Source organism: Vibrio mytili (genome assembly GCF_049563345.1).
GTDB lineage: Bacteria > Pseudomonadota > Gammaproteobacteria > Enterobacterales > Vibrionaceae > Vibrio > Vibrio mytili.
In genome coordinates this window covers 1,181,654-1,198,267 of record NZ_CP110482.1, presented here as the reverse complement: position 1 = coordinate 1,198,267, position 16,614 = coordinate 1,181,654, and the positions used below count along the sequence as shown (strand labels likewise).

12 protein-coding genes are annotated in these 16,614 nt (G+C 43.5%); 4 read left to right on the top strand and 8 right to left on the bottom strand.

Features of this window, described 5'->3' with window-relative positions:
- The 3 genes from ONE56_RS18890 to ONE56_RS18880 all read right to left on the bottom strand — a co-directional run bounded on the left by ONE56_RS18890 (position 1) and on the right by ONE56_RS18880 (position 2,923).
- A complete protein-coding gene (locus ONE56_RS18890; protein WP_041156354.1) occupies positions 1-396 on the bottom strand; it encodes a DUF2391 family protein in 396 nt (131 codons plus the stop codon).
- A gap of 5 nt (positions 397-401) precedes the next feature.
- On the bottom strand, positions 402-1,259 hold the full coding sequence (locus ONE56_RS18885) for a tetratricopeptide repeat protein (protein ID WP_041156355.1): 858 nt from the start codon (positions 1,257-1,259) through the stop codon (positions 402-404).
- A 140-nt stretch (positions 1,260-1,399) separates the two neighbouring features.
- The gene (locus ONE56_RS18880; protein WP_423840736.1) at positions 1,400-2,923 is read right to left on the bottom strand and encodes a phospholipase D family protein; all 1,524 of its coding nucleotides are present in this window, start codon (positions 2,921-2,923) and stop codon (positions 1,400-1,402) included.
- A gap of 430 nt (positions 2,924-3,353) precedes the next feature.
- On the opposite strand from ONE56_RS18880, the gene ONE56_RS18875 reads away from it, so the two are divergent.
- The 3 genes from ONE56_RS18875 to ONE56_RS18865 all read left to right on the top strand — a co-directional run bounded on the left by ONE56_RS18875 (position 3,354) and on the right by ONE56_RS18865 (position 8,462).
- The gene (locus ONE56_RS18875; RefSeq protein ID WP_423840735.1) at positions 3,354-4,511 is read left to right on the top strand and encodes an efflux RND transporter periplasmic adaptor subunit; all 1,158 of its coding nucleotides are present in this window, start codon (positions 3,354-3,356) and stop codon (positions 4,509-4,511) included.
- A gap of 13 nt (positions 4,512-4,524) precedes the next feature.
- Positions 4,525-7,680: an efflux RND transporter permease subunit gene (locus tag ONE56_RS18870; RefSeq protein ID WP_423840734.1), complete on the top strand. Its 3,156-nt coding sequence runs from the start codon at positions 4,525-4,527 to the stop codon at positions 7,678-7,680.
- A gap of 515 nt (positions 7,681-8,195) precedes the next feature.
- Entirely contained in the window at positions 8,196-8,462 is a 267-nt protein-coding gene (locus tag ONE56_RS18865; RefSeq protein WP_041156358.1) for a hypothetical protein, read from the top strand.
- A 586-nt stretch (positions 8,463-9,048) separates the two neighbouring features.
- Here ONE56_RS18865 and ONE56_RS18860 read toward each other — a convergent pair.
- From ONE56_RS18860 to ONE56_RS18850, 3 genes are all read right to left on the bottom strand, one after another.
- Complete coding sequence (locus ONE56_RS18860; protein WP_423840733.1) at positions 9,049-9,705, bottom strand: HAD family hydrolase; 657 nt, start codon at positions 9,703-9,705, stop codon at positions 9,049-9,051.
- Positions 9,706-9,985: 280 nt separating this feature from the next.
- Positions 9,986-11,569, bottom strand: coding sequence for a BCCT family transporter (locus ONE56_RS18855; RefSeq protein WP_423840732.1), 1,584 nt, complete (start codon positions 11,567-11,569; stop codon positions 9,986-9,988).
- Between the two features lie 238 nt (positions 11,570-11,807).
- Positions 11,808-12,062, bottom strand: a complete 255-nt coding sequence (locus ONE56_RS18850) for a hypothetical protein (protein ID WP_041156361.1) — start codon at positions 12,060-12,062, stop codon at positions 11,808-11,810.
- 271 nt (positions 12,063-12,333) lie between these two features.
- Between ONE56_RS18850 and ONE56_RS18845 the strand changes: the two genes are divergently transcribed.
- Entirely contained in the window at positions 12,334-13,368 is a 1,035-nt protein-coding gene (locus ONE56_RS18845) for an ABC transporter substrate-binding protein (RefSeq protein WP_423840731.1), read from the top strand.
- 144 nt (positions 13,369-13,512) lie between these two features.
- Here the strand turns inward: ONE56_RS18845 and ONE56_RS18840 are convergent, their stop codons facing one another.
- Entirely contained in the window at positions 13,513-15,096 is a 1,584-nt protein-coding gene (locus ONE56_RS18840; protein WP_423840730.1) for a diguanylate cyclase domain-containing protein, read from the bottom strand.
- Entirely contained in the window at positions 15,080-16,558 is a 1,479-nt protein-coding gene (locus tag ONE56_RS18835) for a hypothetical protein (protein WP_041156381.1), read from the bottom strand. Before ONE56_RS18835 ends, ONE56_RS18840 begins: the two co-directional genes overlap by 17 nt.
- Positions 16,559-16,614 lie beyond the last annotated feature (56 nt).

The window sequence follows — 16,614 nt, the reverse complement described above, 5'->3', positions numbered from 1 at the left end:
TTACTCTTTATCAAAGCTGTCCACAACAATCGCGCCCATGGAAGCAGGCATTGTAATGACTATAATGCGCTTGATTGCGACTATGGGCTCTGTTGCAAGTGGGAGTTTATCAAGGCAAAGCAGCACAAGCGCGACCACGATGGCTGTTATCAAGTAGGCGATAAACACGCGAAAGATAAAGATTGCGATCCGATGTCGAATCCGGCTTTGGAATACGCTTTGGTAAGCAAAAAAGCTGAGAAAAATCACCGATAAACTCAACAACATAAGCAGATTGGTGAATGGCAATTCTTCCCCTAACCGCCACGCTTCTTCAGAAAATGAAATCGGCACTGCAAGAGCAAATGCACCAACCAAGACTTGGCTGGCATCTTCTAAATTAAAGTGGCGGCTCATGGTGTTTAATCCGTTGAATTATGGTGGCCAAGTTGCAATAACTTTTCGAATCGTTCATTACCGTGAAGGAGTTCAAGATCACGCTCTTCAGCAAGCAGATCACGAATCGACGGGCTGTATTCGATCGAGCGCTCTAAATCCTCAATGGCTTGTTCTTCAACACCTAATCGAGAATACGCGCAAGCTCTTTGATACAGGGCTGGACCGTTAGTGAAGTCCACTTCCAGTACTCGGTTACACAAGCTCAGTGCCCAGTGGTACTCGTTGATTTCCATCGCAGCATCGGCTTTGTAGGTCAGTGCTTCTAGATCTCCAGGGCGAATAACCAATATTTCATCATAAATTTCGATACGCTGTTCCGGCGTTTGCGAGCTTTGTGCACGCAGCCACAAGTTATGAATTTCGTTGATTTTTTCGATTTCTTTATTGTTTTCACTAATGATGCGGGTCTTGCGTTTCAGATCTCGCTCAAGTGCGACGAACTTTTTCTCGTATTCACTGGCGATTTTGTCTAGTCGCTTATCCGCCATTTCTTTGGTGTTATGTTTAAACTCACGCAGGGATTGCCAGCCAACAAAAGCAATCAAAGAGGCCACGCCAGCAATGATGTAAAAGAAGTAGGTGACAGTAACGTTGGCGTAGTTGAGTGATTTATCTGCTACGGCAAGCTCACGGTCGGTGATCTCAACAATCATACGTTTTTCTAGGCTTTGATAGTCCTGACGCAGCGCTTTAATCTCGTCAAGAATATAGCGCTCCATCAACGGTCTATCTAATAAATCTGATTCTGAATATTTTTCTTCGGCTGCCAAGGTAGGCAGTGCAAGAATCAGTGAGAACAAAATACCAATGAATAAGCGCATAAAACGTCCTTTTGCGTTAGGAAGACAGATAGACCGTGCAACAATAGCAGATTAAACAAACCTTTAGCAAAGTTCTTCACGTTATGTAACGGATTACGGTTTGAAGAGTTGTAACGTTATGTGTTCAAAGATTTTTTCTGTTAAAGCTGGTCTTCTATTGGCAATATGCCGGAGAACCAGGAGCCCATTTTACGCCACACGCCAGCCTCTGGCTCGGAGTCATACTCTTTTCCAGTTTTGGTGTCAGTCCAAATGATATCACCATCACGCAGCGTTAACTGATAAGCATTGTTGTTCAGCTTTTCTGGTAGTTCAGCAACAAAGCTTTGTATGTACTCTGGCTGTTCCACCACAACCGCCATTTCTGTATTGAGCGCAGCAGAGCGAGGGTCCCAGTTCATTGAACCGACGAAAAGTGTTTTTCCATCAAGTGCCATAGCTTTGGCATGTAAACTTGACCGGCTACTACCCGTTAAACTCCATTTGCTTTTGAGTTTTGCGCTGGATTTGACTTCCCAAAGCTTTATGCCGGATTCAAGCAGAGCTTTTCGATACTTTGCATACCACCCATGGACGGCAAATACGTCATTTGAGGCAAGACTGTTCGTAACGATAGTAATATCAACTCCTCGTTTGGCTGCATTGGTGAGTGCTTTTGTTCCTGACTCGGTTGGTACAAAATAAGGAGAAATAAGAACAAAAGAGTGTTCTACCGTTTTGAGTAGTTCGATTAAATTTCCGACCAGCTGGCTTTCATTAGTTGCGATTTTATCGGGTAAATCAAACCATATTTGACCATCGCCCCAATATAGGTTTAGTTTGCCTTGCTTGAGTTCCTGATACATTTCCAAATTAGTAAAGTTATAAGTCCCAGATGTGAATTTTTTTCCTAATTCCAACTCTTGTACTTGTTTATCTATGGCTGCATCCGTGATTTGCTCAAAGTCAGGTGTTATCCATTCCATTGGAACGGCGTAAAGGCTGTTCCAGTAAAGATCAAATTGGTCAGCAGTTTGCTGAACGGCTTCACCATAGAGGAGTAAATCGAAGTCACCAAATTCCACTTCTGATTCGAAAGAGAAGTATTCGTTACCAATGTTTCGTCCACCAACAATGGCGGCAACGCTGTCTGCGGTAAGTGACTTATTATGCATTCGGCGGTTAAGGCGGTTAAAGTCACTAGCAAGCTCAAATAAACGTGATCCCCGGTATTCGTGAGGGTTAAATAAACGGATTTCAATGTTTGGATGAGCGTTTAGAGCGGCCATGACTTGATCATTGCGTTTTTGCATATCATCAAGTAGTAGGCGAACACGCACCCCACGTTTTGCTGCTTCGTACAAACGCCAAGTGATAAAGCGACTGGTTTCATCTCCGCGATAGATGTAGTACTGCAAGTCTAGACTTTTTTGTGCTGATTCAATAAGAGTCGTTCGTGCAAGTAGTGCATCGTGTCCTTGATTAAGTGGGTAGAAACCCGTCACCGTTTTAGGATCTTTGCCATACGCTTCAAAATACTCAGCCAGTACCGTCTCTTGTTGGTAGCCCATCTGGAAGCTTGTTGATTTTTCGCTTGGGTCTCTGTCTTCGATTGAAGAGCAAGCAGACATTACAGTAAAAAATACCGTGAATATAAATTTAGAAATTGTATCGAACAATGACATGTCCCTGTCTTAAAAAGCATTTCATAGTGTGAATTATAGACCTGAATGATATTGAGTTGTATGGCTTAGGTCGTCCTTTCTAACTCGCTAATCACACTTTATTCGTATCAAACGCTATGAAATTGGCATGCGCTTAGTTAAAGCGCTGCGTTGTGTCATTACAACCTGAGATCTAAGTTAAGAAAGTGTTAATTTCAATTACGCTAATTGAGCCATCTTTGATATTTTATACCTATAAAAATGAAGATTATAAAAAGTTACACTGATGTTGATTCCATGGAACGCGGTAATCGGCTTCGGTGATTATTTATTTCAGATGCAATTGCCTTACCTCATACTCAAGTCTTTATGCCTTAAATGCTGTTTTTTACGATAGTACAAACGGATTGGATGAGGGTTTGTTGGTGAGATACATATAAAAGGATTTTTGATGTTTACAAAACCCATGTTGCGTTGGCTTTTGCCTTTCGTTATTGCTGGTGGTTCTTATGCCGGGTATTCAGCAATAGCGATGACTGCGCCAAAGAAAGAGTCCACGAAAGAGCCTGTAGTTGAACCGACCGTTCAAGCGTCTTCTCTTTTTCCTACCAATCATAATGTTGTTATCACGAGCTACGGAGAGTTGGTTCCTTTTGAAAAAACTCAGTTGTCGACTCAAGTGAGCGGGGAAGTGATCAGTTGGCATGCTAATTTTGTTACCGGAGGCATCGTAAAGCGAGGTGAAGTGTTATTCACCATTGAAAGTGATAACTACGAAGCGGCAGTACTGCAAGCTGAAGCTGCACTGGCAAGTGCGCGAGCAGCGTTGATTGAGGAACAAGCAAAAGCAGAAGTTGCAAAACGCCAGGCGAAACAAATGAGTGACAAACAGGTGACGGACTTATATTTGCGTAAACCGCAATTATTGAGTGCCCAAGCGCAAGTCAAATCCGCCCTTGCATCACTTAAGCGTGCTAGGCGTGATCTGGAAAACTGTAAAGTGGTTGCTCCATATGATGCGCTTGTCGTTGAACGCGACATTGGTGTGGGACAATTTGTGACAGCAGGCTCTCGAGTTGCCACTATAAATAATATTGAAGTCGCAGAAGTGCATGTTCCAATTGCTGGGTTTGATAGCGTATTTTTGCCTGAATCTATCGACGATCTGCATGCTACTGTCACTCAGCAAGGTGTTTTATCGACGACTCGCGATGGTAAGGTTGTTCGGGATCTAGGGATGATTGATAGTGCAACACGTATGATCAATATGGTGATTCAGGTGGCCGACCCTTATGGTATTGAAACCAAGAAACCACCGATTAAGTTTGGCTCGTATGTTGAAGTCAGCTTTACGGGCAAAGAGTTGAAGCATATTTATCGTCTCCCACAAGAATTAGTGAAAAACCGCACGGTCTGGGTAGTGACTGACGACAATAAACTTCAACCAAGAACGGTTACCGTTTTAAGAGCTGAAGGGGCGTTTATGTTGGTGAAGGACGGATTAGAGCTTAACGATAAACTGGTCCTAACCTTACCAGAATACCCACAAAAAGGCATGGCGGTGAAAATCGCAAAAAAGAATGACAACTCCGTTACCGTTGTTCAGTAACTAGGAGCTTGTCATGGAAGAGACCAAACAAAAAGGCTTAATCGCGTATTTTGCCAATAATCCAGTGGCTGCCAATCTGTTGATGGTATTCATTATTATCATGGGCATCGTCAGCTACGTCTTCATTCAAAGACAGATGTTCCCGAACATAGAAGTAAACTACATTGATGTTCAAGCGACCTATCCTGGCGCCTCTCCTCAAGAAATCGAAGAGAGCATTTTGATGAAAGTCGAGGAGTCGATAAAAGATGTTACTGGAATCAAAAAAGTAGTGGCGCAAGCGTCTCGTGGTAGTGCTTATGTGTCGATTGAAGTGGATGTCAACGCGGATATCAAACGTGTTTTGGATGACGTAAAACAGCGAATAGATACTTTAACGAATTTACCCGCTGGGATGGAGCCAATAAACGTCTATCAGGTTGAATGGCGCCAAGATGTGATTGAAATGGGGTTAGTGAGTGACCGCCCACTCGAAGAATTAAAGCCCATAGCCAAGGAAGTTGAAGACGAGTTGCTTCAATTGCAAAACGTCATGCTTGTTGAGTTAAGTGCTCCGGAAGAAGAGATTGCGATAGAAGTCGATCCGCGTATTCTGCGCAAATATGATTTAACGCTGAATGACGTGAGTAATGCCATCCGTCGTTACTCTGCCAATTATTCTGCGGGTGAGGTGAAAACCAATTCCGGAATGATCGCCGTGCGTATTGAAAATCAGTACTATCATGGAGACGAGTTCCGCAATATACCCGTAAAACTGGGGGCAAATGGTGCCAAAGTGTTGCTGCAGGACATTGCGACGATCAAAGATGGCTTTACGGAAGAAGAGCGCTACTTTGAATACTCAGGGCAAAATGCCATTTATATGTCGGTACAAGCGACGCGTGACCAAAATATCATTCCTGTTGCTGAATCCGTTCACAAGTATATAGAGGCCAAAAACAAAGCATTACCAAGCGATGTTCAGTTAAAGGTGTTGGTCGATATGACATACTATCTGAACGGTCGTCTCGATATGATGTTGAAAAACCTATTACAGGGTGCAGCATTGGTTGCGATAATGTTGAGCGTTTTCTTACGTTTCCGTCTCGCAATGTGGGTGATGATTGGTTTGCCCGTTTGTTTCCTTGGCGCGGTCATGTTGATGCCTGCTCTAGGGATCACGGTGAACATCGTGTCGCTGTTCGCCTTTATTATGGTACTCGGTATCGTGGTCGATGATGCCATTGTGATGGGCGAAAGTGCCTACAGCGAAATAGAGGAAAAAGGCGGCGGTGTTGAGAACGTTGTAAGAGGCGTCAAACGAGTTGCGACGCCCGCGACCTTTGGTGTGTTGACCACCATTGCGGTATTTGCGCCTTTTTTACTCTCGAGTGGCATCGATAGCGCGTTCTTTTATGGTATCTCTGGCGTCGTGATCTTGTGTTTAACATTCAGTTTGATTGAATCAAAGTTAATTTTGCCAGCACATCTTGCCCACACAAACTTCAAACCGAGTAAGCCTGGCGGTTGGCGTGACTGCTTTAATCGACGTTTCTTTGGTTTTGTTAATGGTTCGTATCGCCGTTTTGTTACCTCTTGCACACACTGGCGTTGGACAGTTTTTGCTGTATTTTGTGGTTTGTTAGCAATTAGTGCCGCCTTAGTGAATTCAAACTATGTTCGCGTGATCCCAAACCCGAAGGTCCCAACGGATTACCCCGCTATTACCATTGAAATGAATGATACCGTATCGAGTGAGCAGACGATTGAAGCGCTGCAATCCATTGAAGCGGTGATGCAAAACGTGGAGTCTCAAACGATTGAAGAATTCGGTCAAGGAATGAACCGTGATGTGCTTTCTTACAACCGAAGCCGTAATGAAGGGCGTATTTTGGTGCCACTGGTAGACGAAGACCTGCGGCCTTACAACACGTTTGAGCTTGCGCGACGTTGGCGAGAATCTATGCCAACTATTCCTGGCATAAAGAGCATGAAAATCCGCGACCAGAGTGCTGGTGGTGGGGAGCGTGATGAATTTGGCTATCTCCTTTTTGGTTCAAACATCAAAGAGCTAAACGAGGCGGGACGCTACCTAATTGAACGATTACAGCAACAAGAGGGACTGTTTGATATCTCTTCTTCTATTGACTCGGGTAGTAAGGAGGTACTTCTATCGCTCTCCCCTGTAGCCTATGATCTTGGACTGGACCTTACCATGATAGCTCAGCAAGTTGGGGGCAGCTTTTACGGTGGAGAAGCCCAACGCATTCTTCGCGATGGTGAGGAAATAAAGGTCATGGTTCGATATCCACAGCTAACACGTGAAGCCTTTTCTTCTTTGCGTTATGCGGTGATCACAACCCCATCAGGCAAAAAAGTCATGCTTGGCGATGTCGTTCAAATCAGCGAGCAGCCGGGTGTGAGTACCATTCGCCGTGAAGGTGGTTACCAAACGGTTTATGTGTATGGTTCTATTGATGAAGAATTGGTTGAGCCTGAAGAGGTCGTGAAGACCATCGACGACAACATACTGCCAGATATGAAACAGCAATACCCAAGCGTTAAGACTGAGCTGGGCGGTGACATAGAAGAGCAAGCGGCGCAACGTACTGAACAAATCATGTTCTTCGTGGCTGGCATGGTTATCGTCTACATTTTGTTAGCGGTCCCTCTGAAGAGCTACACGCAACCGCTCATCGTTATGTCTGTTATCCCTTTTAGTTTAACCGGTGCAATTTGGGGGCATTTCTGGTTAGGGCTTGATATCAGTATGATGTCGACATTTGGTTTGATTGCGGCTGCGGGCGTCGTTATTAATGACTCTCTTGTTCTGACAGACTATGTCAACCACGTCCGGGAAAAAGGGATGAGTATAAAACAAGCTGTGGTAGAGGCTGGGTGTGCGCGTTTTCGTGCAATCACTCTCACATCAATCACCACGTTTGCAGGCGTTTTACCTATCATGTTTGAGACGAGTTTACAGGCACGTTTCGTTATTCCTATGGCCGTCGCGTTAGGGTTTGCCGTCCTCTATGCGACGGTACTGACGCTAGTGCTTGTACCGTGTTTGTACCTAATGCTGGAGGATATAAAAAATATCTTCAGGGCTGTGAAACGTTTTTTCTTGCGCTTAGTTTCTCGTTTTAGAAGGCAAGAGGAGGGTCGGGAAGAACCTGTGAACGAGTCTTAAGGGAATATCAATATTAATGGAATAATCTATAAGAGCAGCCTTCGAGAGCTGCTCTTTTATTTTGAATTAAACACATTGGCGAGAGATATTTTTGTTAATTTAAACAATGATTTAAACCAATTTGAATACATATTTAATCATTCTTGCTTGTTAAAATCACTGATAGCTGCGTTGTAGGTTTTGCAATTAGAATAACTAGTTACAGCAATCTATGCCTTGCTCTAAGCGATCTCCTTTGCAAAGTAAGTCCTGCACAATAAATTGATCACTTCGTCATCCATAGTGGTATTAGTCTGGTTTTATATGCTGAGTGAATATAAATCCACGTAAATATGGGTTTGGTTAATTTGACGCATAAAGTGTAAAAATAACCACCCCATGAAAGATCGTAAGACAAAAAGATTGCTAAGTTATTGTTATTAATAGAGTTAAAAGTTGGCATTTAACGTGCTATGTCTAACGTGTCATGTAAGTCATGTGTTCAAAATAAACTGCTAACTTTCAAGGAGCTTGCTATGAAATATGTCAATCTTTCTACTTTAGGTCTTATTGCTGTCATGTCATCACCATTTACTGCTGCGAACACGTTAGACAAGGAGGAGTGGAGTGCAGATTTACGACAAGATTTTTCAGAAATGAGGCACGAAGCAATCGCAGATATCCAAAAACTAAATATGGATGATATCGAAGCACGTGATGCACAGATTGTGAAACGCATTAAAGAAGAGCAGGGACAGTTGGTTAAGGTGCCATGTCAGAAGTCGGAGGCGAGTAAATCTTAATATTGACGACTCCCATGAATCCAAATGACCAGTTTCATCACAAGCTTTCAAATAGAAAAAAGCCCACAAAGAACGATGTATGTGGGCAAACTAAAAAGGGCACCAAATTGGGTGTCTATTCATTTTGGAGATGGTCGAACGTCCTTATACCACTGACAATATGCTTGGTGAGAGGCTTATCATCAGTACGACCAGTGGCGATAAAATTAACATTGTTGTAATGATTAACAAAATGTTAATTTTTCAATCAATGGTTGCATTATTACTAGGTGCAATTGTTGCAATATTGATGTTTTGTTATGAGGGTGGATATAACTGGTTGTTTTAATAGCCATTGTTGTTCTGGTTAATAGTTTGTTTATCTTGTTTGGTTATATAAACACGGATCTATTCTGATTTTAGACTTTTCATTTTTCTGCCGACAAGAATAAAGACCATACTTTTGTTAATGTTATGTGTGTTTTTTGTGTTTGTCTTTGAGGTTCGTGAGGCTATTTTCAGCAAAACCATCGAATGAGCAAACCTCCCTCAAGGCCATACAATTTTCTTAGTTTTGACCTTGATAAGAGCAAAGGTGCAATGATAACTACCAACTTAGCACTGTCCAATTCGGTCGGTTAGCGTGCGTTCTCAGGCGTGGACAGGGGTTTACTAAGTATGAGTAATCTGCGTATTCACACAAAGGTAAGTCGTTAATGGAGTCGGTATAGAAATGGATATCTGAATAGGGCTCATCTTGTGCCTTCAACCACTGCTCTAAACGCGTGACCTTACCTTCTCTATAGCTCGCAATACCGGAAATCTTAGCAGTGTAACAACCTTCTTCTTCAACCAAGTTAATCCCTAGTGCCGTTGGGACACCGATACGTTGGCCAACCGCTTTGACTAAGAAAGTGACGCTAGCAGAGATGATGACCATATCGACTCTGTCTTGGGATAGTTGCTCAATCAAGGTTTTCGCCTGAGCAAACTGTTTAGGTAAGATGTCATGTGCTACGCACTCTTCCACTAACGCGTCTACTTGTGCAATAGGGATATTGGCTAATGGCGCCATACAAAATGTGAGGTAATCCTCCATGTCCATTTTTCCTTCTGCATAAAGCGCCATCATGCGTTTATCCTCTTCAAGGAAATTGGCTTGTGTTGCAATCCCTTTTCTCACCAGAAAGGCATTCCAAAGCATCGCACAGTCAGCATTGATTAAGGTTTCGTCCATATCAAAGACATATAAAGGTTTGGACATGTTTTAGACTCCGAAGGGTTGAGTTTCGTAGAGGACACTTTGAGTATAAACAATAATCCCAATTGATTTCGATTGCATGACAAGCACTAAAATAGCGTTTATTGCCAAGTAACATGCACTCAAATTGGCGGATAATCAGCCAGTATTAACTATATGCAAGACGGCGTATTGATGGATTGTGAATTTGAACACTGGCGACCAGATGCGGTGATGACATGCGGCTTAAATCGTCCCCCCGATAGAGTATCGAGGGGAGTCGAAAGCTTGATTAGATTGGCGGTTAAACTAAGCCTTGGTCTTTCGCCATTTGACTGGCAATCCCTGGCGCTTTCCAAACGCTTGGCAGCAGAATGAAGGATACAGGGACAGCAGTGATAACGATAAAGGATTGTAGTGCGGATATACCGCCTGATCCCATCGAAATCAAGACAATAGCGACTGCGCCCATAATCATCCCCCAAAAAGATCGAATCACAGCGTTCGGTTCGGTTGTTCCCGTCATGACAACGCTTATGGTGTAAGTCATTGAGTCGCCAGTGGTGACGATAAACGTTGTAGTTAAGATCAGAAATAGTACCGAAAGGATCATTGGATACGGTAACTCAGAGGTAATGGCAAGCAAAACGGCAGGAAGGTTGAATCCCTCGAACGCAGTTGAAATTAAACCAGGGTTATCTAGTTCAAATGCGAGGCCACTACCGCCCACAGCACTAAACCAGAAGCAAGTAATGAGAGGAGCAGCAATACTAATCGACATGATCAGTTGGCGAATGGTTCGACCTCGAGAGATACGCGCAATGAAGATCGCCATCATTGGTCCATAACCAATAAACCAGCCCCAAAAGAACACTGTCCACCAACTTAACCACTCTGTATCTCCTCGATAGAGCGCCATTGGAAAGAAGTTGTCGATGAGTCGGCCAACGCCTTGAATGTAACCATCCACAATAAAGCTCGTCGGTCCAAAGAAAAGAATATAGCCGATCAAAAGTGCAGATAGGATGACGTTGTAACGACTGATAATTTGAATACCTTTACTTACGCCACTCAGCGCCGATAAGGTATACATGATAATGGCTCCAACGATTACCATGCTCTGGGTAAAGAAGCTATCTGGTACACCAAATAAGTCATTTAACGCGTAACTGATTTGTAAACCCAGGAAGCCAATTGGACCGATGGTACCTGCAGCGGTCGCAATGATGCTGCAGGCATCAGCCACAGTACCAATCCAGCCATGAATGGCCTTATCTCCGAAGACTGGGTAGAGCAACGTACGTGGTTTTAGTGGTAGCCCTTTATCGTAATGTAGATGCATTAATACGATCGCAGATAATCCACCGAGAATCGCCCAAGCTAAGAAGCCCCAATGCATGAAAGACTGAGACAAAGCATTAATTGCTGCTGTTTTAGGTGATGCTTCGCCAAACAGAGGTGGAGCGGTAACAAAGTGGGCTATCGGCTCCGCAGCAGCCCAGAATACGCCGCCCCCAGCTAGTAATGTACACAGTACGATAGACAGCCATTTGAAGTTATCAATATCTGGCTCCGCTAAACCTCCCAGACGCACGCATCCTGTACGGCCAAATGCGAGAGCCAAGCCAATAACAAAATTAAGAAGAAGCAATATTTGCCAGTAAGCACCAAAATAGTCAGTGGCAAAACTGAATCCTGTGTTCACCATTGCGGTGAGCCGGTCGGAGTTAACCAGTGCAAGAAGAACGAATAGAGAGAGAAAACTACCGCTTAACCAAAATACAGGGTTTTTGAGTTCAAGCCGTTGGGTTAGAGAGGGAGGGTGAATCGCAGAATAGTCAGCATCCTGAATCGGAGCATGAGTGGCGGTATTCGTCATATTTGACATAAGTACTTCGCTTTTGGGGGCCATTGGGCCGTGTATTTCACCACATCACTTTTCGCTAGAAAGTGTGAGGTTCTTCAAAAAGTCGCGAATACTAACATGTTGGGCTCAGGAATTTAAGCGTAGGTTGAGCAGTTATTATTCGCTGGCAAATTTAGACTAACGCCAGCAATGGGATGATCAATCAAGGGAGAATGGTTTAGTTCGGGGAAGTGAGCAGGGTTAACTTATTGAATCATCGTTATCTCAATTTATAAAAAACGCGTTCTCCGACGACATAGCCGATGTAGAAAAGTGCAGCGAGCGTCATAATGGCAGCGGAATAAGCGACTACGTGGTTTAGCCCAAGACCAAAAGACAAACTAAATGCTATGTCATTTATCGCTTTCAATGGGATATTTTGCCATGAAGCATTCACGGGAGACCCGAATAGTAGTAATACGGCGATTAATACCAAAGTGCCAACCGCTAATCCCGACCATTTACTGCTTTTCATCGTTTTCTCGAACACCATTCAAACGTAACAAAATATTTCAAACGATGCATTATACAGGTTGCTCTCGGTCTAGGGTGAAAAATTTGTACTAAGTTTGGGAAAACCCTCAATCCTTTTTTGTTTTTTTAGCTTTAGCAGACCTGTTTAAGAGCAGAAAACGATAAATATTTTTGCTTTTTAAGATCAATTTATTTTTCTTTTCTTTAATCAAAAATTGCCTAATGATGCAGCCGAATCCCAGCGCGTCGCTGGACTGGTTGGATTGCGTACCATGAAATTTTTTATCAAAGGATTGGGGCTAAGCGCGCTGATGCTAAGCCTATTTGCTCATGCAGAAAACAAAACACTGAACGTGTATGCATGGGGCGGATATTTGCCTGAAGCATCATTAAAAGCCTTTGAAAAACAGCAAGGCGTGACAATTAATTATTCTACTTTTGAAAACAACGAGTCGATGTACACCAAACTCAAGTTGCTCAAAGGCACTGGATATGATGTTGTTTTTGCGTCGGCGTACTTTATCGAAAAAATGGCAAGAGAAGGCCTATTAGCCAAACTTGACCATGGGCTAATTCCGAATATGCAAGACACAATGCATGGTCTACTTGGACAAGCTCACGATCCGAATAACGATTACTCGCTTCCTTATATTTGGGGGGTGACTGGTATAAGTTACAACGAAGCAATGGTCGAGCAACCCGTTACCAAATGGTCAGACTTATGGAATGCGCAGTACGAACAACAAGTCATGTTGATAGACGACATTCGCGATGTGTTTGGGATGGCTTTGAAAATGAACGGCCACAGTGTGAACAGCAAAAATGAGTCGGAAATCAAACAAGCTTATGAATCGCTGGTCGCGCTAAAAAACAATGTATTGCTCTATAATTCAGATGCTCCGCAAGTTCCTTATGTTTCCGGCGAGACATCGGTTGGTATGCAATGGAATGGCAACGCATATCAAGGTCAAGTAGAAATGCCAGAACTGAAGTTTGTGATGCCAGAAGAAGGGGCGGTATTGTGGATGGATAATTTCACTATTCCGTCAGGCAGTGAAAACAAAGCGTTGGCGCATAAGTTTATTAACTTTATGTATCAGCCTGAAAATCAAGCAGAAATCGTCAATACGCTGGGCTATGCGTCTGCAACTAATGCGGGACGAAATAGCCTACCAGACGAAATAAAAAATAATCCAACGATTTTCCCTGCGGAAGACGATATGGAAAAAGGTGAATTCATAAACGATGTTGGTGCTGAGACGTTAGCGGTATATGAAAGTTACTGGCAGCGCTTAAGAAATCAATAAAGTAGCCGTTCCAGACTGACGTGCACTGGAACGTCTAGTGTTCACGTAGAAACGGTTATTTCACAAAAAATGCTCCCTCGTTATCGGTATAGCGGGGGAGTCACGACAAAAGCTTTCACGTTACATGATTCTAGGGCTATTGACTTACAGCTCGGTGCACACTTGATTACGGCCATTGGCTTTTGCTCGATACAATGCTTTATCAGCACGGTAAAAAGTACGCTGTGTATTCTCGCCATCTCGGTGTAGTGTTATTCCAACTGAAACCGTGAGCCCTCGTTCACCGAGAATACTATCCCAATCATATTGATAAATTCTTTCTCGATAGTTTTCCGCGTGCATTTCTGCTCGCTCTAGCTTGCAGTTTTCAATAATGACAAGAAATTCTTCTCCTCCAAATCGAACGCAAGAGGCGCCTTTAAACACAAAGTACTCGGCGAGCTCTTTAGACACACGGGTAATCGCTTTGTCTCCAACAAGATGGCTGAGCTCGTCGTTGATTGATTTAAAGTGATCGATATCAATCACCATCAAAGCAAAAGGGGTGTCGTGAAGTAAAAGATCTTTGAGTTTAACTTCTAACCAGCGACGATTATGCAAAGAAGTTAAGGGATCGGTAAAGACATCTTGCTGGAGTCGAGCCATGGTATTTTTATGTTGCTGGGTTGTCTCTTTGAGCTCTTTATTCTCTATTTCTGACAGGATCAGCTTTAATTGCAACTCAAAGCGTGTCAATCGACGCAGTTGAGCTGGTCCCAGTTCGCTTATTGGGACATGCTTCAACAGATCCGATTCAATACGAAAGGCACGCTTCTCGCAGTTTAATGCTTGTCTGAAGTTCTCCTGAGACGAGCTGATTTCGCTCATTGCACTGTAAAAGCGTCGCGCAATGGTAGGAGACGAGTCTTGCTGTAGTCTTTTCTCGATTGAGTTCAACAGTGTGTTGGCTAATTCCGTCCGCCCTATGGCATTTAAGCAATACGCGGTTTCAATTTTAACCACGGTTGAAAGCCAATATGTGGTCGACGTTCCAGAGGTGTATTGGACGTTCGAGAGTGAAAGCAACGCCTTCGAGTGGCAGTTTTGCAGTTGATAGATTTTGGCTCGATACAAATGGATCTGAGCAGCGAGGTTTTTGTCACTCACTAAGATACTGAGCTCTTCACACTCGATTAATAGCTGCTCAGCGTCAGCGATGCGATGCAGGCTAACGTAACAAGCAAGCAGATAAAGCTTATAGCGTAAGCGCAGTGAACGGCTGTTCAGGGCGTGATCAATCGCGTCAATTTTGGTGTAGTAACGCAATGCGCGGTTATGGTCACCGTAGGTGTCGCATAAATTCGCCATACCAATAAGTGCGGAAACGTACTCGTCAATTTGACCGTATTCGACGGCGATATCGGTGGAGGAGATATACTCTGCGAGCGCAGCGTTATAATCCCCAGCTTCCACTAAGCGTTCACTAAGACTTTCTTTTACGGATAAAATGTCTTCAAAATCGGTAGGTAGCTCCAGATACTCTAGGGCTTTTCTTAATTCTGCAATGCTTTTGTTTAGTTGTCTTACTTCTTTTCGATACTCGGCACTAATGATGTAGCAATGTGCTTTTTCTCGGTTGGTTGAAGCGATGTGATTAGCAATATACTGCCAAAGTGTGATTGCTTCGTCACCAGAGACAGAGCAAGGGTCAATGCCAGCCTCAGTGACTTTATTAAGCAGTTGTTCCATGCGCTCTCACCTCGATTTGGCTTTCTTCCAATTGTTCTAACGTGAATGGGAACGTTAGGATATCTTGCAGGTACAGTACCGGCTTAGGCCCTTTCAGCCCCCGTCGTTCCCATGGATAAATGTCTAACATGACCTTAACCGTTTGATACAGATCTTCAGCCGGTTGCCCCTTTTCTGCGATAAGCATGGCCAATCGGTTACTGGATAAACGAGAAATAAGATCGTTTGATAACGTTAATGAGTGAACGAGCTCGGTGCAGACATCTAACAAATCGGGGTCATCATGCTGAATCATGATGACCGAATGTTTGGATTGCTTTAGCTGGGTTTTAAACAAGACCAACTGCTCCCACCAATACGTTTCGGAGACTACGTTTGAAAACTGTTTCTCTGGATTGTATTCATGCTGTGAACGTACATGGTTGATCAATTTATGTGCACGTAATTGAAGTTGTCGTTTAGAGCTGTGGGCTTTATCTGCACTGACTCGATAAGTTTGTTCTTTTAGCATCTTCAGCGCATGTTTTCGATATTTTTTAAACGCAAGAAACGCTGCTTTAAAATCTTCTTGCTGTTCGGCAACCAGGGATTGTTGAAAGCAGATTTGGCTAAGAAGTTCACCATTGTCGAAGGTTTGTGCAGACTCTTCCGCTGCGAGTAATAGTGTTGCTGCACTATCGGTATTGTTGCGCAGCAGCTCCAAGCGGGCACGGCTAATGAATGAATGCGCTTTCATCCAAGTCAGATCGTGTTTAACGGCTAAGTTGTGAGCTTTGTTTGTTGCTTCTTCCGCGTCATCAAAACGCTCTAAACCAATCAGAGCTAGACCCCTAAAGTCCCAAATTTCAGCTTCCCATGTGCTGTCTTCGTGATCTCTGATCAGTCCCGTCGCGCCATCGAGAACAGTCAACATTTTGACGAATTGCTTAAGAAGGTAGTAATCCCAAGCCAAAAGTATGCGCGCTTTGCCTTCTAACCACGTTATCCGGACGTTGTTTGCCACTTTTACAGCAAGCTCATGAGTAGATGCGGCAAGTTCGTGCTCATTGGTGATACGCCACACGTTACCAAGGCCAATTAAAGACTCTATTTGAATTTCTATGTCACCAACCAGTGCGGATTGTTCAAGTGCATTGATCCAGTATTGCTGAGCAGAATAGTATTTAGCTTGTCCCCAATATTGCAGGGCGAATAAATGAAGAATTTCTGGTAGATGATCGTCTGTTTCGAGTTGATTCTGTCTGCGATAGGCCTCTTTGATTAACTTGAGTCCTTGACGGTAGTCCATTAAGCACCAATGACAATGAGCCATAATGATTAGCGCTTTGATTTCCCCTTCGACAAACAGTGTTTGCTCCGCACGAATTCGACAAAGCTCCGTTGCCCGAAGTGTCGCTTCAGGGTGAAGTTTTGCTTGCTCTTTGAGTTGCTTTAGCTCATCTACTATTTGGCTTTTGTCCAACTTTAACACCCATCTCTATCGAACTGGCACTTCCTGTAATTAGAATTACAGTCAAC